The following is a 23677-nucleotide window of genomic DNA, read 5'->3' as shown; positions in this document are numbered from 1 at the left end:
GGGACGGGAAGGAGTGCGTGACGTGCGTGAACTGGGTGACGTACGGGACGTCAGTCGCCGTACGCCAGCATCAGCTTCTGCTGGCCCTTGGCGCTGCCGGACAGGTTGGTGGCGGAGAGGTAGAAGCGCCCGTCGACGTACGCGACGTCCTTGGAGTAGAAACCGCTCTCGATCGAGGCCGTGCCGGCCGGGTTCTGGAGCAGCGTCTTCGGCTGGTGCGCGCCCGACGCCGTACCGATCGACAGAACGCGGCCGCCGTCACCGCCGTACGAGGCCTCCATGTACGCGATCACGGCGTTGCCCTCGATCTTCACCGGCAGCATCGACTGGTCCTCGGGGGACTTGACGCGCCACCGCTCCTTGCCGCTGGTGAGGCTGATCGCGACGATCTCGTTGGCGCCGCCGGTCTTGCCCTGGGTCGGCATGTAGAGCGTGCTCGCGTCGGCGACGGCGCCCTGGCAGCCGCTCAGGTCGCGGCTGAGGGAGAAGGAGAACGCGCCCGCGCCGCAGCCGGTGTCGAGGCCGTCGACGCCGACCTCGGCCTGGACCGCGCTGGTGTTCCCCTTGAAGGAGGCGATGTTGTACTTCTTGTCGTCCTCGTTGGTGCTGTAGACGACCAGCGGGCTGACCGAGTACACGTTCCCGATCTGCCAGTCCTTGGGGAACTTCTTCGTCCACAGGGCCTTGCCGGTGTCCGGGTCGAGCTGGCGCAGCTCCTCGTGCGGGTTGTTGCCGCCCGCGCCGCAGGAGGCCACGGACAGCAGCTTCTTGCTGTCGCCGGTGTACGCCTTCGGGAAGCAGTCGGTGCCGTACTCCTCGACGGCGAACTTCTTCTTGCCGTCCTTGGCGCTCAGGCCGACGCCCGACATCTGGCGGCCGACCATGAGGGTGTCGTCGCCGACGTAGCTGAGGCCGATGCTGGAACCGGTGCCGTCGAAGAAGCTGTCGTCGTTCTCCTTCTCGGGGATCTTCGCCGTCCAGCCCTTCTTGCCGGTGGCGAGGTCGATCTCCAGGACCTGGTTGCAGTTGGCCTTACGGGTGTTGCCGCTCATGTACGCCACGGCGACCTTGCCGTCGGCGGACGGCGTCTTCGTGACGGAGCAGATCTTCTGCGGCAGCTCGACCGCCGGCCAACTGATCTTGCCGTCCGCGACGTTGTAGGCCAGGACCTCCTTGAACGCGGCCTTCACCGCGATCTTGTCGGTGATCCACATGCCGGGGGCGTCGGCGCCGGAGCCGGGCACCTTGGGCGCCGTCTTGTACCAGAGGACCTTCGCCTCGCCGTCCTGGCGGCCCGCGTTCAGGTCCTCCTTGCCGGAGTGGCCGTCGCCCTGTCCGTCGCCCGGGTTGACCGGGGCGGAGGCGGAGGAGGACGTCTTGGGATCGCTGTTCTTGCCGGCCTCGGGGTCCTTCTTGTCGTCGTCACCGCCGACCACGGCGAACACGACACCGCCCGCGACGAGCAGCAGCGCGACGGCGCCGGCCGCGATCGCCCAGGTCCTGCCCTTGACGCCGCCGCCACCGGAGGGCGGCACGGGCGCGCCGGGCGGCTGCTGCGGCGGGTAGCCGTACTGCGGCTGCTGCCCGTAGGGGCCGGGCTGCTGGGCGTACGGACCGGGCTGCTGGGGCGGCTGGCCGTAGGGTCCCGGCTGCTGCGCGTACGGTCCCGGCTGCTGGGGCGGCTGGCCGTACGGGCCCGGCTGTTGCTGCTGCGGGTAGCCATAGCCGGGCTGCGCCGGGGGCGCCTGCGGCGGCGTCGGCGGAACCGGCGGTGTCTGCGGATCCTGCGGTGCTCCGAAGCCACCGGACGGCGGCTGGTTGGGCGGCTGAGTCATCAGCGCTCCCCCCTCTACTGCTGATGGACCGGCACGCCTGGGTGTTTTCCGGACGCTCTCAGGTCGGTCACGGGGTGCGCTCAGGCCGCCCCCAGCGGCCCTTTCTATCACTCGGTGCACTCGCACACAGGGCCGATCCACCCCCTGTGCCCAAGGGAGGACCGGCCCGTGATGCGTCTGTTACGCGCCTTGCACGCGTCCTTCACGCCTCGTCCGTGACGCCTTTCACGCGTCTTCGGCGAGCTCCAGCCAGCGCATCTCCAACTCGTCGCGCTCGCCGACCAGTTCGCGCAGCTCCGCGTCCAGTTCGGCCACCTTCGCGAAGTCCGTGGCGTTGTCGGCGATCTGGGCGTGCAGCTTGGTCTCGCGGGTGGAGAGCTTGTCCAGCTGCCGCTCGATCTTCTGGAGTTCCTTCTTGGCGGCGCGGGCGTCGGCGGCGGAGACACCGGGCTTCTCGGCGGCGGGGGCGGCGACGGGCGCGGGCGTCGCCGAGTCGATCATCCGCTGCCTGCGCTCCAGGTACTCCTCGATACCGCGCGGCAGCATCCGCAGGGTGGCGTCGCCGAGCAGCGCGAACGTGGTGTCCGTGGTGCGCTCGATGAAGAACCGGTCGTGGGAGATGACGACCATGGAGCCGGGCCAGCCGTCGAGCAGGTCCTCCAGCTGGGTCAGGGTCTCGATGTCGAGGTCGTTCGTCGGCTCGTCGAGGAACAGCACGTTCGGCTCGTCCATCAGCAGGCGCAGGAGCTGGAGACGGCGGCGCTCACCGCCGGAGAGGTCGCCGACCGGCGTCCACTGCTTCTCCTTGCCGAAGCCGAACTGCTCGCACAGCTGGCCCGCGGTCATCTCGCGGCCCTTGCCCAGGTCGACACGGTCGCGGACCTGCTGGACGGCCTCCAGGACGCGCAGCGCGGGCGGGAGTTCGGTCACGTCCTGCGACAGGTAGGCGAGGCGGACGGTCTTGCCGACGACGATCTTCCCGGCGGCGGGCTGCACCTCGCCCTGGCTGGTGGCGGCGTCCGCGAGGGCGCGCAGCAGGGACGTCTTGCCCGCGCCGTTCACCCCGACCAGGCCGACGCGGTCGCCCGGACCGAGGTGCCAGGTCAGGTGCTTGAGCAGCAGCTTGGGTCCGGCCTGGACGGTCACGTCCTCCAGGTCGAAGACCGTCTTGCCGAGCCGGGCGTTGGCGAACTTCATCAGCTCGCTCTTGTCGCGCGGCTCCGGCACGTCGGCGATCAGTTCGTTGGCCGCCTCGATGCGGTAGCGCGGCTTGGAGGTGCGGGCCGGGGCGCCGCGGCGCAGCCAGGCCAGCTCCTTGCGCATCAGGTTCTGCCGCTTGGTCTCCTCGGTCGCGGCGATCCGCTCCCGCTCGGCCCGCGCGAACACGTAGTCCGAGTAGCCGCCCTCGTACTCGTAGACGTCACCGCGCTGGACGTCCCACATGCGGGTGCAGACCTGGTCGAGGAACCAGCGGTCGTGGGTCACGCAGACGAGCGCGGACCGGCGGGCCTGGAGGTGGCGGGCCAGCCAGGAGATGCCCTCGACGTCGAGGTGGTTGGTCGGCTCGTCGAGGACCAGCAGGTCCGGGTCGTCGATGAGCAGCTGGGCGAGCGCGATACGGCGCCGCTCGCCACCGGAGAGCGGACCGATCACGGTGTCCAGGCCCTGCGGGAAGCCGGGCAGGTCCAGGCCGCCGAACAGGCCGGTGAGCACGTCGCGGATCTTGGCGCTGCCCGCCCACTCGTGGTCGGCGAGGTCACCGATCACCTCGTGCCGCACGGTCGCCTCGGGGTCGAGGGAGTCGTGCTGCGTCAGGACGCCCAGGCGCAGGCCGCCGCTGTGCGTGATGCGCCCGGTGTCGGCCTCCTCCAGCTTGGCGAGCATGCGGATGAGGGTCGTCTTCCCGTCGCCGTTGCGCCCGACGACGCCGATCCGGTCACCCTCCGACACGCCGAGAGAGACGCCGTCGAGCAGGGCACGGGTGCCGTAGACCTTCGAGACGTTCTCGACGTTGACCAGATTGACTGCCATTACGCTCCTGCCACGGGACTGAGCCCACAGGGCTGTGCCCTCGGGTGGGGCCCACGGAGAGTGGGCCGACTTTCAAGCGTAGTCGGCGTGGCGGGTGCGACGCGGCGGGCCCGAGGACAGGACCGGGAACAGGGCCGTGGACGGGGCGCGTGGGCGGGCCCTCAGAGCCGCGGGCCGGAGCGACCGTCCTGGAGGGCGCTGACGGTGCGGACCATGACGATCGCGCAGATGCCCGCGGCCAGCAGCGTCAGGTTCGACCCGATGAGGATCAGCGACGCGGTGCGGGCGCCTTCCAGGGACAGGTCCGAGTCGTCCATCGCGTTCGCGTACATCGGCCAGCCGATACCGGCGAGGACGCTGGAGAGCACCCAGCACACCCACCAGCCGTTGACCACGCCCTGGCCGCCGGGGCGCGGGGCGCCCTGGCTCGCGGCGACGATGTCGTCGGTCACGGCCTTCGGTATCCACCAGTTGGCGAACGGGATGAACCAGGCGCCGACGGCCAGGCCCGTGCCGTGCCGGTGGCGGCCGGGGGCGAGCGCCTCCGCGTTGGCCCTGGCCTTGTGGAACCAGACCAGGAACACCGGGGCCGCGGCGAGGAAGCCGAGGAACAGCAGGACGATCGAGGTGCGCCGGAAGTCGTCGATGGACTCCGCCTCGTCCAGGTTCGTCGTCCAGATGCTGCCGAGAGCGTCGTACAGGCGGTAGTCGGCGATCACGCGCAGCAGCGCGAAGGCGCAGACGATCCCGATGAGCACGGTGACCGCGGTACTCAGTCCGGACAGCCGCGACGGCGGGCGCAGCCCGACGGCGCCGGAGCCTGCCGGGTGTCCCGGGTGCCCGCCGTACGGCGCGGTCCCGTACTGGGGCGCTCCTCCGTACTGGGGCGCTCCTCCGTACTGAGGGGCTCCTCCGTACTGCGGCGGAGCCGCGTACTGCGGCGGGGTTCCGTACTGCGGTGGCGCGTACGGGTTCGGTGTCGGTGCGGGCTGCTGGGGCGGTGTCGCGTAGGCCGTCGGCGATCCGTCGCAGCGCGGGCAGCGCCCGTCCGCTCCCACGAACGCCGCGCGGCAGCGTGTGCACTCCATGCTCAGGCCCCCCGATTCCCCGGTCCCCGCTCCGCTCCGCATCACGACAGAGCGGCGTCCCGCCTCAGATTACGGGGACGGGCCGCCCGCCGTACCGGCCTGTGGACAACTCTTCCGCACCGGCTCGCCGCCGCCCGCCCGAGCACCACGACCTCGCGCGGCCGGGCGATCCGCGCCTGCGGTCCGCCGATGGCCGGCGGCGGCAGCGGGTGGCCGCGTGAGGCGAGCGCCGCGTGCAGACCGAACAGGGCGACCGTGCCGAGCGGGAGTGCGGCACGGCGCAGGTGACGGCGACGGCGACCGGTTGTCTTCATGGACGTCAGAGTGGCGCGGCCACCGATCGCCCGGACAGCGCGCACGTACTCAACCGGTCGCTGAGTACGTGTGCGGGCCGACCCGGTGCCGTCCTTCCGGCCGCGGTCAGAGCAGCGTCGCGCCGGGCGCCGGGGACGCCGCCACGCGGACCGCGCGGCACGTCCCGGACGCCGCGAGGGCGTCGGCCACCCGCCGGGCCGCCGCCTCGTCCGCCGCGAGGAACGCGGTCGTGGGCCCCGAGCCCGAGACGAGCGCGGCCGCCGCGCCCGCCGCCGTACCGGCGTCGAGCGTGTCCTTCAGCGACGGGAAGAGGGAGAGCGCGGCGGGCTGGAGATCGTTCGTGACGGTCGCGGCGAGGGCCGCCACGTCGCCGGTACGCAGCGCCTCCAACAGGGCGGGCGAGGCGACCGGTTCGGGCGCCTCGGGGCTGAGCCGGTCGAACTCCCGGTACACGGCGGGCGTGGACAGACCGCCGTCGGCGACGGCGAACACCCACCAGAACCGGCCGCCCACGTCGAGGGGTTCGAGCTGCTCGCCGCGCCCGGTGCCGAGCGCCGCGCCGCCGACCAGGCTGAACGGCACATCGCTGCCCAACTCGGCGCAGATGTCGAGGAGTTCCTCGCGCGAGGCGTGCGTGCCCCACAGCGCGTCGCAGGCCACCAGGGCACCGGCGGCGTCCGCGGAGCCGCCCGCCATGCCGCCCGCGACGGGGATGTCCTTGGCGATGTGGATCCGGACCTTCGGGTCGCCGAGGCCGTGCCGTGCGGCGAGGGCGATCGCGGCGCGCGCCGCCAGGTTCGTACGGTCCAGGGGGACTTCGGGGACGGCGACGCCCCCCGGTCCGGTGCACGTGAGGCTCAGGGAGTCGGCGGCCTCGACCGTCACCTCGTCGTACAGGCCGACGGCGAGGAAGACGTTGGCCAGGTCGTGGAAGCCGTCGGGGCGGGCGGCGCCGACCGCGAGCTGGACGTTGACCTTGGCGGGGACGCGGACGGTCACGCTCACTCCGCGACCACCTTGTGCTCGGCGATCCGGGCGAACTCCTCGACCGTCAGGGCCTCGCCGCGCGCCTGCGGCGAGACACCGGCCGCGACCAGGGCCGCTTCGGCGGCGGCGGCCGAGCCGGCCCATCCGGCGAGCGCGGCGCGCAGCGTCTTGCGGCGCTGGGCGAACGCGGCGTCGACGACCGCGAACACCTCCGCCCTGGAGGCGGTCGTCGCGATCGGCTCCGTACGGCGGACGAGGGAGACGAGGCCGCTGTCGACGTTCGGCGCGGGCCAGAAGACGTTGCGGCCGATGGAGCCGGCGCGCTTGACCCGCGCGTACCAGTTGGCCTTCACGGACGGGACGCCGTAGACGCGCGAGCCGGGGCCCGCGGCGAGCCGGTCGGCGACCTCGGCCTGGACCATGACGAGGGTGCGCTCGATGGTCGGGAAGGTGTCGAGCATGTGGAGCAGGACGGGGACCGCGACGTTGTACGGGAGGTTCGCGACGAGCGCGGTGGGCGCGGGGCCCGGCAACTCCGTGACCTGCATCGCGTCGATGTTGACGAGGTCGAACGCGTCCTTCTTCGCCGGGAGGCGGGCCTCGATGGTGGCGGGCAGCGCGGCGGCGAGCACGTCGTCGATCTCGACGGCGGTGACGTGCCGGGCGACGTCGAGCAGCGCGAGGGTGAGCGAGCCGAGGCCCGGACCGACCTCGACGACCACGTCGTCCTCGGTGACGTCCGCGGTGCGGACGATGCGGCGGACCGTGTTGGCGTCGATGACGAAGTTCTGACCGCGCTGTTTGGTCGGCCGGACGCCGAGGGCTGCCGCGAGCTCGCGGATGTCTGCGGCGCCGAGGAGGGGGCCTTGGGGGTCTGTGGTGCTCACGCTCCCAGGGTAAGGGGCCCTCTCGCCCCGGGGTCACCCGTGCAGCCGGGGCCCGCAGTGGGGCCACGGGCTCGCGCCCCGGCGCACGTACAGCTTCTTCGCCCGGTACGTCTGTTCCGAGGCCGAGGCGTCCTGGGGCCGGCCGGAGCCGCCGAGGCTCTGCCAGGTCTGGGTGTCGAACTGGTAGAGGCCGCCGTACGTGCCGGTCGCGTCCGTGGCCGAGGGGCGCCCGCCCGACTCGCAGGCGGCGAGCCCCGACCAGTTCAGGGAGTCGGCCCCGGCGACGGACGTGGGCATCGCCTTCGTGCCGACCTTGACCAGCTGGGTGCGGGGCTCGCGCACGATCTCGGTCCTGACCCGGCGCGGCTTCTGCTTGACGCCGTTGACGGTACGCAGCGCGTACGTGACCCGCTTCATGCCCGGCTCCCCGGCGCGGGCCACGACCTCCGTGCCCTGGAAGAGCGAGTCGTCCTCGGTGCGCTCGGTGGCATACGGGATCGGCTCCTCGCGCACCTCCTTCGAGCCGGTCACCCGCATCACGGTGATGGTCTGCCCGTCGCGCGGGAAGCTGTCCTGCGGCACGGACGTGGTGTCCTGGCCGTGCAGCGAGATCCCGGCCTCGTCGACGGCCTCGCGCACGCTCGCCGCGTTGGTGCGGATGGTGCGGCGCCGCCCGTCGGCCATGATCGTGACGCTCCGCTCGGTGCGCACGTCGAGGTCGAGCCCGTGCCGCGCGATGCGCTTGGAGCGGGACGCGGAGAGGTAGGCGCCCTCGGCGCGCACCCCGAGCTGCTTCAGCGCCCCCTCGACGGTGCCCGCCGTCGTCCACACCTCGCGGCGCTGTCCGTCCAGGGTGAGCTGGACGGGGCGGCCGTAGCGGACGGCGACCTCGTCGCCGCTGGCCAGGGCGGTCTGTCCGGCGGGCGCCACGAGGTCGTGCTCGCCGACGTCGACGCCCTCGTCGGCGAGGAGTTCGCTGACGTCGTCGGCGAAGGTGTGCAGGGTGCGCTCCTTGCCGTCGACGGTGAGCTGGATCGCCTTGTCGTTGGCGACGAACGCGGAGGTGCCGCCCGCGAGGAACGCGACGACGAGCGCCTGCGGGAGCAGTCGGCGCAGTGCCTCGGGCCGGTGGTCCGACTTCTTGCGCCGCGCGGCACGGCGGGCGGCGGCCCGGCCGCCGTCGGGGGCGGGCGCCTGGCGTGGCAGCCGCGGCTCGGTGGGCGCGGCCGCCTGCGCGCGGGCCTGCTCCTGCTCGTACGTGTAGGCGGGCCGGTAGGTGTCCTGGGCGACGTACGGGTCCGGCTCGTACGGCTCGTAGGAGCCGTGCGACGGCGGCTGCGGCTCGTACGGCGGCGTCGCACCGCCGTACGGCTGGTACGTCTCGTACGTCTCGTACGGCGAACTGCTCACGACGACGCTCCAGGCGCTCCAGGGGTCCGCCCCCGGAACGGAGCGGGTCGGGCGAGCAGAACCTAGCGGAGCGTTCGTCACTCTCCAAAGCAGCGCGACTACTCGGTGTCGCGACACCGTCGGAACGTGAACGGGTCCGACCGTTGTCGGTCAGTAACCAAAAGCGCGGGCCGTATTGGCGGAGACCGCCGTCGCGAGGGCGTCTTCACCGATGCCCCGCACCGCCGCCATGGCGCGCAGCGTGACCGGAATGAGATACGGCGCATTAGGCCGACCGCGGTACGGAGCGGGCGTCAGAAAAGGCGCGTCGGTCTCGACGAGGACGAGTTCCAGCGGCGCGACCGCGAGTGCGTCGCGCAACGGCTGCGCGTTCTTGAACGTCATATTGCCGGCGAACGACATGAAGTAGCCGTTGCGCGCACAGACTTGAGCCATCTCCGCGTCGCCGGAATAGCAGTGGAAGACGGTGCGTTCGGGCGCGCCCTCTTCCTTCAGGACCCGTAGCACATCCTCGTGGGCCTCGCGGTCGTGGATGACGAGGGCCTTGCCGTGCCGCTTGGCGATCTCGATGTGCGCGCGGAAGGACCGCTCCTGGGCGGCCTTGCCCTCGGGGCCCGTACGGAAGTAGTCGAGGCCGGTCTCGCCGACGCCCTTGACCTGCGGAAGCGCGGCGAGCCGGTCGATCTCCGCGAGGGCCTCGTCGAGCCCGGCGTCACCGAGCGGTTCACGGGCCCCCTGGCGGGACCAGCCGTCGGGATCACCGTGGACGATGCGCGGCGCCTCGTTCGGATGCAGGGCCACGGTCGCGTGCACGCGCGCGTGGGCGGCCGCGAGATCGGCGGCCCAGCGCGATCCGTTCAGGTCGCAGCCGACCTGGACGACGGTCGTCACCCCCACCGACGCCGCTCTGGCGAGGCCCTCCTCCACGGTCCCCGCCTGCATGTCCAGGTGGGTGTGGGAGTCGGCGACCTCCACCGCGAGGGGCGCGGGCAGCGGCGGCGGGGTGACGTCCTTGGCACGATCGGGGCTCATACCCCGATCCTACGAAGCCCCTCCTCAGGAAGGCGCCGAGCCGTCCTTCTCGGAGGCGTTCACGGACGTGTTCGGCGGCGCGCCATGGTCGTTGTGGTGGTGGCTGAAGGGGTGCAGCAGGTCGGACAGGTGCCAGTGGTGGTGCTTCGTGCGCTCCGCGGAGTCCGGCTCGGGCACCTCGACGGGTCCGGCCTGGGGGACGCGGTGGCGCTGGAGGGCGCCCCGGGCGGACGAGACGGTGCCCGCCTGCATGATCCGTACGACATGGCCGTCGCAGTTGAGGCAGGTGGGACGGGTCAGGGGTGACGGCACGCGCTCGCCGTTCACCACGTACATCACGAACTCCCCGCCGTCCCCGTCGACGTGGTGCTCTATCTCGTAGGACTGCTCCCAGCCGTGCCCGCAGCGCATGCAGGCGAAGGAATACGACTCGTGGACGATGGATATCGCCGCGCTGCGGTTGGGTACGGAGGGTGCCTGCGCACCGGTAGCCGTCCTGGAGACCGCGAACTCGCTCATGCCAGCTCCTCTTGTCCGCTGGACAAGCGCTGCCGTCAGGCAGCGTGGGGACGGGTGCGTCCCTTCAACCAGTGGACGCCTCCGCCGGGCCGAGCGCAAAAGACCTGTCGACTGTTGGAGCCGATTTGGCTTCTCCGTGTCGAAAAGGGCCTGTCGCCCGGTCTTCGCTTTGCATTTCAGGTTAGTCCTTTACGCGCCTATGGGGTGGTCCGATCCGCATTCTTTGCCGCCACCACGGCATCGAAGACCTCGCGCTTGGGTAGCCCTGCCTCCTGCGCGACGGAGGCGATGGCCTCCTTGCGCCGCTCCCCCGCCTCCTCGCGCACCCGCACCCTGCGCACCAGCTCCTCGGGGGTGAGGTCGTCGCCGGACTTCTCCGGGGCGCCCTCGACGACGACGGTGATCTCCCCGCGTACGCCCTCGGCGGCCCACTCGGCGAGCTCGTCGAGGGGACCGCGCTTCACCTCCTCGTACGTCTTGGTGAGCTCGCGGCACACGGCGGCACGGCGCGTCCCGCCGAACGCCTCGACCATCGCGGCGAGGGTGTCGTCGAGCCGGTGCGGCGCTTCGAAGTAGACGAGGGTGCGGCGCTCGCCCGCGACGTCCTTCAGGCGGCTGAGGCGCTCGCCCGCCTTGCGCGGCAGGAAGCCCTCGAAGCAGAACCGGTCGACGGGCAGCCCGGACAGGGCCAGCGCGGTCAGCACGGCGGAGGGACCGGGTACGGCGGTGACCTTGATGTCGTGCTCCACGGCGGCGGCGACGAGCCGGTACCCGGGGTCGGACACGGACGGCATCCCGGCGTCGGTCACGAGCAGCACCCGCGACCCGGCGAGCAGCGCCTCGACGAGCTCGGGGGTGCGCGCCGCCTCGTTGCCCTCGAAGTACGACACGACCCGCCCGCTGACCTGCACACCGAGCGCCTGCGTGAGCCGCTTCATGCGCCGGGTGTCCTCGGCTGCGACGACATCGGCCACGGCCAGCTCCTGGGCGAGCCGCGGCGGCGCGTCGGAAATGGCCCCGATGGGCGTGCCGGCCAGCACGAGCGTTCCGGCCGAGCCGGCGGACTGGGGGGAATCAGAGCTTCCTGTCACGGTTCCATCCTCGCAGGGACGGCGCACGGGACTCGCACAGCGCCGTTCCCTACGATGGCGCGGTGACCAGTACCGCGTCGTCGTCCAAGCCGACCCCGACCAGCGCCCCGTACGAGCGGATCCCCGCAGGTGAGCGGGCGCCGTCCTCGTGGCTGCTGGGCCTGCGCCGGTTCGGCTACCAGGCGCAGGAGAGAAGCGGGAACGTCCGGGAGCACCTGGTGCCGCCGTTCGCCGCGCCGGGTGCCCGGCTGTCGGCGTCGTTCGGACTGAGCCGGTTCACGGCCGAGCAGGCGAACCGGATCGTCGGCTGGGCGGGACCGCTGCTCCTCACGTTCGTCGCGGGCGTGCTGCGGTTCTGGAACCTCGGCAGCCCGAAGGCCGTGATATTCGACGAGACGTACTACGCGAAGGACGCGTGGGCGCTGCTCCACCGCGGGTTCGAGGTCAACTGGGCGAAGAACGCCAACGACCTGATCCTCCAGAAGAACGGTGACGTCCCCGTCCCGCACGACGCCTCGTACGTCGTGCATCCGCCGGTCGGCAAGTACGTCATCGGCATCGGCGAATGGATGTTCGGCTTCAATCCGTTCGGCTGGCGGTTCATGACGGCCGTGCTCGGGACGCTGTGCGTGCTCATGGTGTGCCGGATCGGGCGGCGGCTGTTCCGCTCCACGTTCCTCGGCTGCCTGGCCGGGGCGCTGCTGATGGTCGACGGCCTCGCGTTCGTGATGAGCCGCACCGCGCTGCTCGACTCGGTCCTCGTGTTCTTCGTGCTGGCGGCGTTCGGCTGCCTGGTCGTGGACCGGGACCGGGCGCGGGAGCGGCTCGCCGCGGCCCTGCCCGTCGACGAGCACGGCCTGGTCCGCCCCGACCCGCACATCGCCGAGACACTGCGGCTCGGGTGGCGCCCGTGGCGGCTGCTCGCCGGGCTCTGCCTCGGCCTCGCGGCGGGCACGAAGTGGAACGGCTTCATCTACCTCGCCGCCTTCGCGCTGATGTCGGTGCTGTGGGACGTCGGTTCGCGGCGCGTGGCGGGCGCCCGGCGCCCGTACCTCGCGGTCCTGAAGCGGGACGTGTTCCCCGCGTTCCTCTCGACCGTGCCGGTCGCCGTCGCCACGTACCTCTTCTCCTGGATCGGCTGGATCCTCTCCCCCGCCGACGGCACCGGCGGCTACTTCCGCAACTGGGCGGCGACCGCGGGCAAGGGCGGCGGCCACACCTGGCTGCCGGACTGGGTGCGCAGCCTGTGGCACTACGAGCACGAGGTCTGGGTGTTCAACACCCACCTCACGTCGAAGCACACGTACCAGTCGAACCCGTGGAGCTGGATGGTCGACGGCCGCCCGGTCTCGTACTTCTACGAGTCCCCGTCGGCCGGCGCGCAGGGCTGCCCCGCGGACGCCACCGACAAGTGCGCCCGCGAGGTCCTCGCCCTCGGCACCCCGCTCCTGTGGTGGGCGGCGTGCTTCGCGGTCCTCTACCTGCTGTGGCGCTGGTTCTTCCGGCGCGACTGGCGCGCGGGCGCGATCGCGTGCGGCATCGCGGCGGGCTATCTGCCCTGGTTCCACTACCAGGAGCGGACGATCTTCTACTTCTACGCGGTCGTCTTCGTACCGTTCCTCTGCCTGGCACTGGCGATGATGCTGGGCGCGATCATCGGGAAACCGGGGTCGAGCGAACGGCGCCGGATGATCGGCGCGGCGAGCGCCGGTGTCCTGGTCCTGCTCATCGCGTGGAACTTCATCTACTTCTGGCCGATCTACACGGGCAACGCGATCCCGATGGACTCGTGGCGGTCGCGGATGTGGCTGGACACCTGGATCTAGCTGGGCAAACGAAGGTGAGGGGCACGGCCACGGCCGCGCCCCTCACGTCGTTGTTGGTCGTTGTCGGTCGACCTGGGCCACCCGCGGACGGCCCAGGGACGGCCCGAGCCGACGCACACCTCGCGCACATCCCGGTGGTGCTCAGCGCCTCGATGATTCCGGTGCTGCGGGCGGCGGTCAGGTCGTGCGTGGCACCGGGCAGCGCGGGCGAGGCCTACAGCAGTTTGCCGTGTGGATCGGCGATGACCTGCACGTTCATTCCGTGGCGTTGGTGTTTCCCGGAGTAGTACGGGCGGTTCTCGGCGATCCGGTCGATCGGCAGGAGCGTGCCGTCCAGGATCAGGAACGCCTTGCGCCGAGCCTCGTCCATGGCCTGCTGGAGCGTCGGAGCGAGGACGGCGAGGACGGCGAGGACATCGAGTCTGCTACGACCCGATACATCCCACTAGGCGCGGTGGAAGACGTCGAGCGGGCCGTAAGTAGTTGGCGTGATGTCGGCCAGCTCAGGGTGGCTGCCGACGCGGTCCCTCAGGATCCCGACGGTGTCGGGCCACACGGTGAAGTGCCCTCCGCTGCCGGTGAGGATGCGGTCCCAGTCCTGGGAAGCCGAAGCACCGGTCCGGTCGATGACGAACCCGAGGGATTCGGCCGCGTCCTGGTCGAGCGTGCGCACCAGCGCCGCGACGGCCTCCTCGCGGTCCGGCACGGGGACATCGCTGAGGCGCAACGTGATGCTCTGCGTCGTCTCGTCCGTGCGTCGCACGACGCCGGTAAGAGACTGGTCGTAGCCCTTCCAGCAGGTGAACTCGGCCCTCGAGCAGCGGTCGTCGGACAAGGCAGCGGCCAAGGCCGTGCCATCGCCCATCAGCGGGTCACGGTTTCCGGTCGGCGTCTCACGGAATCCGAAGAGGGCGTTCGTGAGAGGGTGTACGACGGAGAACCCGGCGGTCTCCAGATGTGTGAGGAGTTGTCGGGCTCGCGCACTGTTCAGCTTCGGCACGTACCAGGTGAAGAACCCCGCAGCCTTGGACGTGCTCACAGTAGGCGCGTTCTCCGGGAACTCCCCCTGGAAGATGTACCGCGCCTGTTCGTCGGGCACGGCGGGGACCGTGTAGTTGTTGGCCCGGATGTGGTCCAGGAACTCTTGCGGCAGGGCCGCGTGGTGTCGGCGTACATAGTGCACCAGGTCGGTCGGCCACAGCCAGGTGCCATCGGTCACGAGAGAGCCGGCGCCCGTGATCCATTCGTCGCCGGTGAGGGCGTCACGCTCGGCGCCCATCGTGGTGTAGATCTCCAGGGCTGATTCCAGGTAGGCGAGGATGCGGTCCTCGTCCCAGGGCCCACTGTCCTGTACGGCATCACGGAGGGACGGTGCATCGTCCGGCGTCGCTGACTGGCCGCCGATCTCCCGATAGAAGCCTGCTCGCTTGATCATGTTCACTCCTGTGAGCCTGCCGCTAGTGGGCCATGGGCAGGTAGGTGCGCCAGTAGCCATTGAATCTTCACATCGCCGCAGGTCAGGGGAGCGCGGCCCGGCCGGTCCAGGATTCCATCTACTTCTGGCCGATCTACACGGGGAACGCGATCCCGATGGACTCATGGCGGTCGCGGATGTGGCTGGACACCTGGATCTAGCCCTGGATCTAGCCCTGGAGCCAGGGCGCCGGTGGGTCAGTGGAGCGTGGGGCGGTAGACCAGCTCCTGGACGCGGCCGTCGAGGACGCGGCTCTCGATCAGGTCCAGGTCGAAGTCGGCCGCGCCCCCGAAGATCGGCTCGACGCCGGTCCGGCCGGTGACGACGGGGAAGACCGTCACCTGGAGGCGGTCGACCAGGCCCGCGGCCATCAGCGCGCGGTTCATCGAGAGGCTGCCGTGCGAGCGCAGCGGAACGTCCGACTCCTTCTTGAGCCCGGCGACGACGTCCACGGCGTCACCGGGCACCACGGTGGCGTCCGGCCAGTCGAGGGGCCCCTCCAGGGTCGAGGACACCACCGTCGCCGGCAGGTTCCGCATCCGTGTGACCCAGGGGTCGCGCACGTCGGAGTCCTCCGTGCTCGTCGCCAGCATCCGCGCGAACGCCCGGTACGTGTGCGCGCCGAGGACCATCCGCTGCTCGGTGTCGTACAGGGCGAGGCGGTGGTCGAGCAGCTCGGGGCCCTGCTTGCCCCAGTAGCCGGTCCAGTCACCGCCGGCGGCACCGAAGCCGTCCAGGCTCATGAAGACGTCGAAGGTGTAGGTGGCGGTCATGTCGTCCTCCCGAGGGGCGTGTCCACGGCTTCCGTGGCTTCCGGAGCTGCTGTGCGGTAGACCGGGCCCGGCCGCGGAACTCATCGATCACGGCCGGGGCACGATTTCGGCCGCATTTGTGATCACTCTTCGGACACCTTCGGACACCATCTGGAAAACACCGCGTACGCCGGACCTCCGACGTGCCTACAGTCCCTCCCGTAAACCTGGGGAGGGGGCGCTATGCGCAAGGGGATCAAGGTCGCCATCGTCGGCGGGGTGTTCACCGTGATGGTGGGCGGCGCCGGGTACGGGGCCTACAACATCGTCACGGCCGTCACCGGGGACGACGGAGGCTCGTCGTCGACCATGAGCTCGAAGGCCCGCGGGTCCGGGCCGCCGACGGCCGACGAGATCAAGGCGACGTCGCGGGAGTTCCTGACGGCGTGGGCGAAGAACGACGTCGCGGGGGCGGCCGACTACACGAACTACGCGGAGAACGCGAAGTCCCTGCTCACCGCCTGGCACGACGACGCGCACATCACGCGCACCGTCCTGACCCCGGGCACTCCGACGGGCGCCACGGTCCCCTTCAAGGTCAGGGCCACGGTCTCGTACGAGGGCAGGAAGAAGAGCATGGCGTACGAGTCGTCGCTCACCGTCGTCCGCGGCGCCACCACCGGCCGCGCCCTGGTGAAGTGGTCACCGTCCGTGCTGCACCCGGACATGAAGGACGGCGACGAACTCGTCACGGGCGAGTCCGCGTCGCCCGCCATCGAGGCCGTCGACCGCAACGGTGTCGTCCTGACCGCCAAGAAGTACCCGTCGCTGCGGCCGGTCCTGGACCAGCTGCGCACCAAGTACGGCGACAAGGCGGGCGGTTCACCGGGCGTCGAGACGTACGTCAAGCGGCAGGGCGCCGACGGTTCGGCGACCACGAAGACGCTCCTGACCCTCGCCGAGGGCAAGCCGGGCAAGCTGCGCACGACGCTCAACGCGACGGTGCAGGCGGCGGCCGAGCAGCAGGTGACCAAGTACGGCAAGTCGTCCGTGGTGGCCGTCAAACCGTCCACCGGCGAGATCCTCGCGATCGCCAACCAGGAGAAGGGCGACTTCAACACGGCCCTCCAGGGCGGCACTCCGCCCGGCTCGGTGATGAAGATCGTGACCGCGGCGGCGCTGATCGACAACGGTGTCACCTCGGAGACCGGCGCGGCTCCCTGCCCGGACTCGGCGGTGTCGATGAGCCAGACCTTCCACAACCTCAAGAACATGCCGCCGAACGAGAACGCGTCGTTGTCCGAGAGCTTCTCCCGCTCCTGCAACACCGCCTTCATCAAGCTCTCCGACGATCTCGGCGCGCAGAACTTCACGGCCGAGGCGACGGAACGGTTCGGCCTCGGCAAGGACTGGAAGACGGGGGTCGCCTCCCGGGACGGCTCCGTGCAGGTGGACGGGACCTCGAACGACGCGGCCGCGATGATCGGCCAGGGCCTGGTGAAGGTGAACGCGCTCAACATGGCGTCGGTGACGGCGACCGCGATGACCGGCACGTTCCACCAGCCGTACCTCGTCTCGTTCGACCTCGACCACCGCACGCCGGCCACCGCCCAGGGCCTGCGCCCCGGCACGTCGCAGCAGCTGCGGAACATGATGGCGCGCACGGCCGCCAGCGGCACCGCGGCGAACGCGATGCGAACGGTCCCCTCGCCCAAGGGCGCGAAGACCGGTTCCGCGGAGCTCGACGGTCAGGGCACGTCCGACTCGTGGTTCGCGGGGTACAGCAACGACATCGCGGCGGCGGCCACGGTGCCCGCCGGAGGGCACGGCGGCGACGCGGCGGGCCCGATCGTCGCGGCCGTGCTCACGGCGGGGCTCTAGACGGCCCGCACCGGGGGGCACGGGCGCGGGCGGCAAGCCCTTACCACGTACCCGTCACCGGGTCTGCGTCGTTCTGACCTATGGCGGGTGCGGACGGCAGCAAGCCGTAACCTTGGCCCCCCGTAGATCCCCGGAGGAAACGTTGGGCAGCAGAGGCAGACGCCGCGCCCCGGTGCGCCGCAACACGAACCCCGTCGTGATCGGCGCGGCCGCTGTCGTCGCCGTCGTCGGGGCCGGCGTCGGCGCCTACGCCCTGATGGACAGCGGCTCCGGTTCCTCCGCGTCGGCGGACGAGAAGCCCACGATCAGGACGGGCCCGCCGTCCGCCGGGGAAGTACGCACGGCCGCCGACCGGTTCCTGACGGCCTGGCAGTCCGGGGACGTGGCGAAGGCGGCGTCGTACACGGACGACGCGGCCGCCGCGAGGACGGCGCTGACCGGCCTGACCAAGGACGCCCACCTCACCGACGTGAAGCTCACGCCGGGGACGAGGTCGGGCGCCAAGGTCCCCTTCCACGTCACGTCCACGGTCTCGTACGAGGAGAAGGGCGCCGACGCCGAGAAGCTGACCAAGCCCTTCGCGTACGACTCCTCGCTCACCGCCGTGCGCCGCAAGAACGACGGGAAGGTGCTCGTGTCGTGGCAACCCTCCGTCGTGCACCCGGAGTTGAAGGACGGCGACCGGCTCGTCACCGGTGAGGCCGGCGATCCGCCGGTCAAGGCCGTGGACCGCGACGGCGGCGAGCTGAGCGCGAAGAAGTACCCGTCGCTCGGCACCGTCATCGACGGACTGCGCGAGAAGTACGGCAAGAAGGCGGGCGGCACGGCCGGCGTCGAGCTGCGCATCGCCCGTAAGGAAGCGGCCGGGAAGGACGCCGACGACAAGAGCGCGGAGAAGAACGCGCTGCCCGACAAGACGCTGGTCACCCTCTCCCAGGGCACCCCGGGCACCGTCAGGACGACGCTCAGCCCCTCCTTGCAGGCGGCCGCCGAGAGCCAGGTCGCCTCCCGCGAGCGGGCGTCGGTCGTCGTGATCCGGCCCTCGACCGGCGAGATCCTCGCGGTGGCGAACTCCAGCCCCGGCTTCAACACGGCGTTCCAGGGGTCGCTGGCCCCCGGCTCCACGATGAAGGTCATCACCTCGTCGCTGCTCCTGGAGAAGGGGCTCGCCGGGGTCGACAAGACGCACCCGTGCCCGAAGTACTTCACGTACGGGCACTGGAAGTTCCAGAACGACGACAAGTTCCAGATCAAGAACGGCACGTTCAAGGCGAGCTTCGCGGCGTCCTGCAACACGGCCTTCATCAGCCAGGCGCCGAAGCTGGAGAACGACTCGCTGACCAAGCAGGCGCAGCAGGTCTTCGGGCTCGGGCTGAACAACTGGGCGATCGGGGTGTCGAGCTTCGACGGTGCCGTGCCGGTGCAGTCGCAGGCGCAGATGGCGGCGTCCCTGATCGGGCAGGGCGGGGTGCGGATGAACCCGCTGAACATGGCGTCGGTCGCGGCGACCGTGAAGAACGGCACGTTCCACCAGCCGTACCTCGTCTCGCCCGACGTGGACCACCGCACGCTGGCGAGGGCGTCGCGCACGCTGTCCGCCAAGACCCTCGCGGATCTGCGGGAGTTGATGCACTACACGGCGGTCGCGGGTACGGCGGTGAAGCCGATGGCCGGGCTCGGCTCGGACATGGGCGCGAAGACCGGTTCGGCGGAGGTCGACGGTCAGAAGGAGCCCAACGGCTGGTTCACGGCGTACCGGGGCGACCTCGCGTCGGCGGCCGTGGTGCAGCAGGGCGGGCACGGCGGTGACTCGGCGGGCCCGGTCGTCCGCCAGATGCTGCTGGCGGGCGGCTGAGCCGTGAGTGTCCGGACTCCGGCGGTCCGGGCTTCGGGCGGCTGACCTTTTAGCACCTTGCTTACTGAGTCGCGTGGGCGCTGCACCGACGATTAGCGTGCCGCTCATGACATCTCCGACGCCATCGCCCTCGTCGTCGCCCTCGCCCTCGCCCGAGAGCGCCGCGCACCCCCGGTTCGCCGATGCCGTGACCGCGCTCGGCCTGGCCGAACTCCTGCCCCGCGTGCGGCGCTTCCCGGAAGCGACCCGTACCGCGCAGGAGGCGGCGGACGCCATCGGCTGCGAACTGAGCGCCATCTGCAAGTCGCTGATCTTCGCCGCCGACGGCGTCCCGGTCCTCGTGCTCATGGACGGCGCCTCACGCGTCGACGTCGAGCTGGTCCGCCGCGAGCTGGGCGCGGAGAAGGTGACGCGCGCGAAGGCGGACGTGGTGCGGGAGTTCACCGGGTACGCGATCGGCGGCATCCCGCCCTTCGGCCACGCGAACAAGACGCGGGTCCTCGCCGACCGCTCCCTGCTCGCGCACGCCACGGTGTGGGCGGCCGCCGGAACCCCGTACGCGGTCTTCCCGATGGAGCCCAAGGAACTGATCGCGCACGCGGGCGCCGCGCTCGTGGACGTACGCGAATGACCCCGATAGTCACCGCGGCGGTCCTGCTCGCCGCGGTCACCCACGCGTCCTGGAACGCGCTCGCGCACCACATCACGGACAAGCTCGTCGGCTTCACGCTGATCGGCGGCGGGGCGACGCTCATCGGCCTGCTCATGGCGCCGTTCGTGCCGCTCCCGGCGGCCGGGGCGTGGCCCTACCTGGTCGCGTCCGCGCTCATCCACATCGTCTACTACGTGCTCCTGATGGCGTCGTTCAAGCTCGGCGAATTCGGTCAGGCGTATCCGATCGCGCGCGGCACGGCGCCGCTCGTGGTGACGGTGCTCGCCGCCGTGTTCGTGGGCGAGGTGCCGGGCGGCTGGCAGGCGGCGGGGGTCCTGGTGTCGTGCGCGGGGCTCACAGGGCTCGCGCTGTGGGGGCTGCGGAGTGCGGGGCGCCGCCCCGACTGGACGGCGCTCGGGGCTGCCCTGGCGACCGGGTTCTCCATCGCGGCGTACACCGTCGTCGACGGGCTCGGCGTCCGCGCGTCGGGCTCGTCCATGGGGTACATCGTGTGGCTGATGATCCTGGAGGGCATCGCCGTGCCCGCGTACGCGTGGTGGCGCTGGCGGGGCGAATTCGCGGCGCGGCTGCGGCCGTTCGCCCTGCGCGGGCTGATCGGCGCGGCGCTGTCCATGACGGCGTACGGGCTCGTCCTGTGGGCGCAGACACGGGCGGAACTGGCCCCGATCTCCGCGCTGCGCGAGTCGTCGATCATCGTCGGAGCGGTGATCGGGGCGGTGTTCTTCAAGGAGCGGTTCGGGGCTCCGCGGATCGTGGCGGCGGGTGTGATGGTGGCGGGGATCGGGCTGATGCTGCACGCGGGGTGAGCGCCCCGGACGCGCGATCCTAGGGGGCGGTGCCCTTGAAGCCGGTGTTGACCGCGGTCACCCCGCCGTCCACCGGCAGCACCGCCCCGGTGATCCACGCGGCGTCCCGCGACGCCAGGAAGGCGACCGCCGCCGCGATGTCCTCCGGCTCCCCGACCCGGCGCAGCGGGTACAACTCCCGTACGGCGTCCGGGTCCTGGCCCTGTTCGGTCCAGGCGGGGGTGCGGACGGTGCCGGGCGCGATCAGGTTGACGCGGACGCCGCGCGGGCCCGCGTGCCCGGCGAGCGTGCGGGTCAGGGAGATCAGGCCGGCCTTCGCCGCGCTGTACGCGTGGCAGCCGAAGTCCTGGAGGCCGTTGACCGAGCCGATGCTGACGATCGCGCCCCGGCCGGAGGCGACGAGGTGCGGCAGGGCGGCGCGGCAGCAGCGGTAGGCGCCGGTGAGGCTGAGGTCCAGGTCGCGGGCCCACGCCTCGTCGTCCTCGTCCTCGAAGAGCGGGGCGTCGGCGTGGCAGGCGTAGGCGTTGTTGACGAGGACGTCGAGGCGGCCGAAGGCGTCGACGGCGTGCGCGACGGCCGCCTCGACGGACGCCCGGTCACCGACGTCGCACACGAACTCCCGCGCCTGGTGGCCCCGTTCACGGATGGCGCCCGCCGTCTTGCCCGCGGCCTGCTCGTCGATGTCCGTCACCAGGACGTGTGCGCCCTCGGCGGCGAGCCGGTGCGCGACGGCGGCGCCGATACCGCGTCCGGCACCGGTGACCAGGACTGCGTACCCCTCGAAGCGTGTCATGGCGGGGACGCTACCCGGGAGAACCCCGACAGACGCCTCGGGGTCGCGTGCGGGCCCGACCGGGGTTGTTCCGGAGGGAGTCACGAGGCCCGCGCGGCCAGGATCGTCGCATGACCTCATCTCGCGCAGCCTCCCTCGCAAGTCCGCGCACCGCCTACCTCCTCGGGCCGGTCCTGTTCGGCGCCTACGGCGTGATCCGCCTCCTCGACGGCCTCGACGACGTGCGCGGCCCGGGGCTCGCCTGGACCTCCGGGCACCTGTGCTTCCTGCTCGGACTCCCCTTCTTCGTACGGGGATTCGCGGCGATGCGGGGCCTGGCCGGGACCCGCGACCGGTGGGCGGTGTCGGGCCTGTGGCTCGCCGTCGCCGGGTCGGTCGCGCTGGCCGTGCAGTTCGGGGTGGACATCGTGACGGGCCTGATGGCCGCCGACCATGCCGAGATGGCGCGCCTGTCCGACGACTTCGGGTCGCTGCCGGGCGCCGAGATCGCCTTCTACGCGGTCGGCCCGATGCTCTTCTTCGTCGGCCAGGTCGTCCTCGCGCTCCGCCTCGGCGCGCTGCGCAAGCTGCCCCTGTGGTCGCCGTGCCTGATCTTCGCGACGACGCTGCTGCCCTTCGCGAGCAAGGACCTGATGCCGGTCGGCGCGGCGCTGCTCCTGCTCGCCTACGTCCCGCTGTGGCGCCCGAGCGCCTCGCGCACGGCCCTGACCAGCGCCTGAGCGCGCTGGTCGGCGGTGACGCCCTTCCGCATCCCGTTGGTGACGTAGCCGAACGCGACACCGGACTCCGGGTCGGCGAAACCGAGGGCGCCACCACGCCCCGGGTGCCCGAAGGAGCCGGGGCCGAGCAGCGGGGAGGCGACCCCGTGGAGCATGTAGCCGAGGCCGTAGCGGGTCGGGACGACGAGGACGCGGTCGGTGCCGGACGAGGCCTCGGTGCGGGCGCGTCGCAGGGTGTCGGCGCTGAACAGGCGGGCGCCGCCGGGGAGTTCACCGATCAGGGCGGCGTAGAAGCGGGCGAGGCCGTCGGCGGTGCCGATGCCGTTGGAGCCGGGGAGCTGGGCGGCGCGGAAGGCCGGGTCGTTCTCGTCCGGCGACGGGGTGATCGCCCCGAAGGCGCGGCGGGTGAGGGACTCGGGGTTGGTGTACGCCTCGGTGATCCCGCGCTTGGGCCGCGCCCTGAGGCCCCCGGCGACGGCGGGCGCCTCGACGGGCCCCACCCGCCCGACCCGGTGGGCCTGCTCGTCCGGCAGCCCGATCCACAGGTCGGCGCCGAGCGGCCCGGCGATCTCGTCGGCGACGAACTCCCCGAGGGTCCGTCCGGTGACCCGGCGCACGAGTTCACCGGTGAGCCAGCTGAAGGTCTGCGCGTGGTAGCCGTGGTCGGTGCCGGGCGCCCACTCCGGGGCCTGGGCGGCGACGGCGGCGGCACCGATGTCGAGGTCGGCGGCCTCGGCGGGGGTCAGCGGCCGGTCGAGCGCCGGTACGCCGACACGGTGCGCGAGCACGTCCCGTACGAGGGCGTCCTCCTTGCCGTGCGCCTTGAACTCGGGCCAGTACGCGGCGACGGGCGCGTCCAGGTCGAGGGCGCCGCGCTGGTGCAGCAGCAGGAGCACGGCGGCGGAGACACCCTTGGTGGCGGACCGCAGGACCTGGGCGGTGCCCCCGGTCCAGGGCTCGGTGCCGTCGACGTCGCGGGCACCCCCGTACAGGTCGACGACCTTGCGGCCGTCGCGGTAGACGACGAGCCCGGCTCCCCGCTCGCCCCGCGCGTCGAAGTTCGCCGAGAAGGCGTCCCTGACGCCCTCGAAACCGTCGGCCACCTGTCCCTGTATGTGCACGGCGGTGCAAACAATCCGGCGGACGCGAGGATTCCCCCCGGGGGCCCGGTCGCCGCACGCGCCGCGCGGGAACGCATCATGGTCGGCATGACGAACACGCCCCGGGCCCTGGTGCGCCGCGCGCGCCCCGCCGACCTTCCGCTGGTCGCGGCACTCGCCGCCGAGCACGCCGCGTACGAGAAGGCGACGCCCCCGGCACCGGGCCTGGCCGACCGCCTGGAGACCCTCCTCTTCGGCACGCCGACCCCGCGCCTGCGCTGCTTCGTGGCGGAACTCAACGATTCCGACCTCATCGGCTACGCCACCTGCGCCCCGGAGCTGTCGACGTGGGACGGCGCCGAGTACCTCCACATGGACTGTCTGTTCCTCCGCGACGGCCACCGCGGCCTGGGCCTCGGCCCACAGCTCATGGAGGCGGTCAGGGCGGAGGCACGCGCCTTGGGCCTCACCGAGATCCAGTGGCAGACCCCGCCTTGGAACGAGGGGGCGATCCGCTTCTACGACCGCCTGGGCGCGACGGCGAAGGAGAAGCGGCGCTACTCCCTGGACGCCGGCTGACGCGCGGCGCTCGACCCCGGGCCG

21 protein-coding genes and 1 pseudogene are annotated in these 23677 nt (G+C 71.7%); 7 read left to right on the top strand and 15 right to left on the bottom strand.

Going from position 1 to position 23677, the window contains the following annotated elements:
* Positions 1 to 50: 50 nt before the first annotated feature.
* The 10 genes from V2W30_RS23160 to rsmI all read right to left on the bottom strand — a co-directional run bounded on the left by V2W30_RS23160 (position 51) and on the right by rsmI (position 11195).
* Positions 51 to 1835, bottom strand: a complete 1785-nt coding sequence (locus V2W30_RS23160; RefSeq protein WP_338699356.1) for a PQQ-binding-like beta-propeller repeat protein — start codon at positions 1833 to 1835, stop codon at positions 51 to 53.
* Between the two features lie 225 nt (positions 1836 to 2060).
* The gene (locus V2W30_RS23155) at positions 2061 to 3866 is read right to left on the bottom strand and encodes an ABC-F family ATP-binding cassette domain-containing protein (protein ID WP_338699354.1); all 1806 of its coding nucleotides are present in this window, start codon (positions 3864 to 3866) and stop codon (positions 2061 to 2063) included.
* A 161-nt stretch (positions 3867 to 4027) separates the two neighbouring features.
* Positions 4028 to 4954: a DUF4328 domain-containing protein gene (locus V2W30_RS23150; protein WP_338699352.1), complete on the bottom strand. Its 927-nt coding sequence runs from the start codon at positions 4952 to 4954 to the stop codon at positions 4028 to 4030.
* A gap of 41 nt (positions 4955 to 4995) precedes the next feature.
* Positions 4996 to 5268: a hypothetical protein gene (locus V2W30_RS23145; protein ID WP_338699350.1), complete on the bottom strand. Its 273-nt coding sequence runs from the start codon at positions 5266 to 5268 to the stop codon at positions 4996 to 4998.
* A 106-nt stretch (positions 5269 to 5374) separates the two neighbouring features.
* Positions 5375 to 6274, bottom strand: a complete 900-nt coding sequence (locus tag V2W30_RS23140) for a 4-(cytidine 5'-diphospho)-2-C-methyl-D-erythritol kinase (protein WP_338699348.1) — start codon at positions 6272 to 6274, stop codon at positions 5375 to 5377.
* The gene (rsmA, locus tag V2W30_RS23135; protein WP_338699346.1) at positions 6271 to 7143 is read right to left on the bottom strand and encodes a 16S rRNA (adenine(1518)-N(6)/adenine(1519)-N(6))-dimethyltransferase RsmA; all 873 of its coding nucleotides are present in this window, start codon (positions 7141 to 7143) and stop codon (positions 6271 to 6273) included. Before rsmA ends, V2W30_RS23140 begins: the two co-directional genes overlap by 4 nt.
* Before the next feature lie 33 nt (positions 7144 to 7176).
* Complete coding sequence (locus V2W30_RS23130) at positions 7177 to 8553, bottom strand: ubiquitin-like domain-containing protein (protein ID WP_338699344.1); 1377 nt, start codon at positions 8551 to 8553, stop codon at positions 7177 to 7179.
* A gap of 150 nt (positions 8554 to 8703) precedes the next feature.
* The gene (locus V2W30_RS23125; RefSeq protein ID WP_338699343.1) at positions 8704 to 9585 is read right to left on the bottom strand and encodes a TatD family hydrolase; all 882 of its coding nucleotides are present in this window, start codon (positions 9583 to 9585) and stop codon (positions 8704 to 8706) included.
* Between the two features lie 24 nt (positions 9586 to 9609).
* Positions 9610 to 10104 (bottom strand): hypothetical protein, encoded by a 495-nt coding sequence (locus V2W30_RS23120; RefSeq protein WP_338699342.1) that lies wholly within the window; start codon positions 10102 to 10104, stop codon positions 9610 to 9612.
* A gap of 197 nt (positions 10105 to 10301) precedes the next feature.
* Entirely contained in the window at positions 10302 to 11195 is an 894-nt protein-coding gene (gene rsmI / locus V2W30_RS23115) for a 16S rRNA (cytidine(1402)-2'-O)-methyltransferase (RefSeq protein WP_338699341.1), read from the bottom strand.
* Positions 11196 to 11257: 62 nt separating this feature from the next.
* Between rsmI and V2W30_RS23110 the strand changes: the two genes are divergently transcribed.
* Positions 11258 to 13021, top strand: coding sequence for a dolichyl-phosphate-mannose--protein mannosyltransferase (locus tag V2W30_RS23110; protein WP_338699339.1), 1764 nt, complete (start codon positions 11258 to 11260; stop codon positions 13019 to 13021).
* 139 nt (positions 13022 to 13160) lie between these two features.
* Here the strand turns inward: V2W30_RS23110 and V2W30_RS23105 are convergent.
* The 3 genes and pseudogenes from V2W30_RS23105 to V2W30_RS23095 form a co-directional block, all read right to left on the bottom strand.
* Positions 13161 to 13430: pseudogene (locus tag V2W30_RS23105) on the bottom strand (transposase family protein); the annotation flags it as partial.
* Positions 13431 to 13466: 36 nt separating this feature from the next.
* Complete coding sequence (locus tag V2W30_RS23100) at positions 13467 to 14456, bottom strand: hypothetical protein (RefSeq protein ID WP_338699337.1); 990 nt, start codon at positions 14454 to 14456, stop codon at positions 13467 to 13469.
* A gap of 236 nt (positions 14457 to 14692) precedes the next feature.
* Positions 14693 to 15268, bottom strand: coding sequence for a dihydrofolate reductase family protein (locus V2W30_RS23095; RefSeq protein WP_338699335.1), 576 nt, complete (start codon positions 15266 to 15268; stop codon positions 14693 to 14695).
* A 222-nt stretch (positions 15269 to 15490) separates the two neighbouring features.
* Here V2W30_RS23095 and V2W30_RS23090 point away from each other — a divergent pair, with 222 nt between their 5' ends.
* The 4 genes from V2W30_RS23090 (at position 15491) to V2W30_RS23075 (ending at position 20462) form a co-directional block, all read left to right on the top strand.
* Positions 15491 to 17128, top strand: coding sequence for a penicillin-binding transpeptidase domain-containing protein (locus V2W30_RS23090; RefSeq protein ID WP_338699333.1), 1638 nt, complete (start codon positions 15491 to 15493; stop codon positions 17126 to 17128).
* 142 nt (positions 17129 to 17270) lie between these two features.
* A complete protein-coding gene (locus V2W30_RS23085) occupies positions 17271 to 18983 on the top strand; it encodes a penicillin-binding transpeptidase domain-containing protein (RefSeq protein WP_338699331.1) in 1713 nt (570 codons plus the stop codon).
* 106 nt (positions 18984 to 19089) lie between these two features.
* Positions 19090 to 19614, top strand: coding sequence for a YbaK/EbsC family protein (locus V2W30_RS23080; RefSeq protein ID WP_338699329.1), 525 nt, complete (start codon positions 19090 to 19092; stop codon positions 19612 to 19614).
* Positions 19611 to 20462, top strand: coding sequence for a DMT family transporter (locus V2W30_RS23075; RefSeq protein ID WP_338699327.1), 852 nt, complete (start codon positions 19611 to 19613; stop codon positions 20460 to 20462). The genes V2W30_RS23080 and V2W30_RS23075 overlap by 4 nt, the downstream gene beginning before the upstream one ends.
* A 19-nt stretch (positions 20463 to 20481) precedes the next feature.
* On the opposite strand, the gene V2W30_RS23070 is transcribed toward V2W30_RS23075, so the two are convergent.
* Positions 20482 to 21255: an SDR family NAD(P)-dependent oxidoreductase gene (locus V2W30_RS23070; RefSeq protein WP_338699325.1), complete on the bottom strand. Its 774-nt coding sequence runs from the start codon at positions 21253 to 21255 to the stop codon at positions 20482 to 20484.
* A gap of 110 nt (positions 21256 to 21365) precedes the next feature.
* Between V2W30_RS23070 and V2W30_RS23065 the strand changes: the two genes are divergently transcribed.
* The gene (locus tag V2W30_RS23065) at positions 21366 to 21974 is read left to right on the top strand and encodes a hypothetical protein (RefSeq protein ID WP_338699323.1); all 609 of its coding nucleotides are present in this window, start codon (positions 21366 to 21368) and stop codon (positions 21972 to 21974) included.
* Here V2W30_RS23065 and V2W30_RS23060 read toward each other — a convergent pair.
* Entirely contained in the window at positions 21920 to 23095 is a 1176-nt protein-coding gene (locus V2W30_RS23060; protein ID WP_338699321.1) for a serine hydrolase domain-containing protein, read from the bottom strand. The two genes, V2W30_RS23065 and V2W30_RS23060, sit on opposite strands and share 55 nt — an antisense overlap.
* 87 nt (positions 23096 to 23182) lie before the next feature.
* On the opposite strand from V2W30_RS23060, the gene V2W30_RS23055 reads away from it, so the two are divergent.
* Positions 23183 to 23653 carry a GNAT family N-acetyltransferase gene (locus tag V2W30_RS23055; RefSeq protein ID WP_338699319.1) on the top strand — a complete coding sequence of 157 codons (471 nt, stop codon included), beginning with the start codon at positions 23183 to 23185 and terminating at the stop codon, positions 23651 to 23653.
* Positions 23654 to 23677 lie beyond the last annotated feature (24 nt).

The organism is Streptomyces sp. Q6, assembly GCF_036967205.1.
Taxonomy (GTDB): Bacteria; Actinomycetota; Actinomycetes; order Streptomycetales; family Streptomycetaceae; genus Streptomyces; species Streptomyces citrinus.
The sequence above is the reverse complement of the archived record's forward strand: the minus strand, read 5'-3'. Positions and strand labels throughout refer to the sequence as shown.

Excerpts from the sequence above, each read along its gene's own strand:
- V2W30_RS23095 (WP_338699335.1), bottom strand. The coding sequence starts at position 15,268 with ATGACCGCCACCTACACCTTCGACGTCTTCATGAGCCTGGACGGCTTC.
- V2W30_RS23100 (WP_338699337.1), bottom strand. The coding sequence starts at position 14,456 with ATGATCAAGCGAGCAGGCTTCTATCGGGAGATCGGCGGCCAGTCAGCG.
- V2W30_RS23070 (WP_338699325.1), bottom strand. The coding sequence starts at position 21,255 with ATGACACGCTTCGAGGGGTACGCAGTCCTGGTCACCGGTGCCGGACGC.
- V2W30_RS23160 (WP_338699356.1), bottom strand. The coding sequence starts at position 1,835 with ATGACTCAGCCGCCCAACCAGCCGCCGTCCGGTGGCTTCGGAGCACCG.
- V2W30_RS23145 (WP_338699350.1), bottom strand. The coding sequence starts at position 5,268 with ATGAAGACAACCGGTCGCCGTCGCCGTCACCTGCGCCGTGCCGCACTC.
- V2W30_RS23090 (WP_338699333.1), top strand. The coding sequence starts at position 15,491 with ATGCGCAAGGGGATCAAGGTCGCCATCGTCGGCGGGGTGTTCACCGTG.
- V2W30_RS23150 (WP_338699352.1), bottom strand. The coding sequence starts at position 4,954 with ATGGAGTGCACACGCTGCCGCGCGGCGTTCGTGGGAGCGGACGGGCGC.
- V2W30_RS23075 (WP_338699327.1), top strand. The coding sequence starts at position 19,611 with ATGACCCCGATAGTCACCGCGGCGGTCCTGCTCGCCGCGGTCACCCAC.
- V2W30_RS23080 (WP_338699329.1), top strand. The coding sequence starts at position 19,090 with ATGACATCTCCGACGCCATCGCCCTCGTCGTCGCCCTCGCCCTCGCCC.
- V2W30_RS23065 (WP_338699323.1), top strand. The coding sequence starts at position 21,366 with ATGACCTCATCTCGCGCAGCCTCCCTCGCAAGTCCGCGCACCGCCTAC.
- V2W30_RS23155 (WP_338699354.1), bottom strand. The coding sequence starts at position 3,866 with ATGGCAGTCAATCTGGTCAACGTCGAGAACGTCTCGAAGGTCTACGGC.
- V2W30_RS23055 (WP_338699319.1), top strand. The coding sequence starts at position 23,183 with ATGACGAACACGCCCCGGGCCCTGGTGCGCCGCGCGCGCCCCGCCGAC.
- V2W30_RS23125 (WP_338699343.1), bottom strand. The coding sequence starts at position 9,585 with ATGAGCCCCGATCGTGCCAAGGACGTCACCCCGCCGCCGCTGCCCGCG.
- V2W30_RS23120 (WP_338699342.1), bottom strand. The coding sequence starts at position 10,104 with ATGAGCGAGTTCGCGGTCTCCAGGACGGCTACCGGTGCGCAGGCACCC.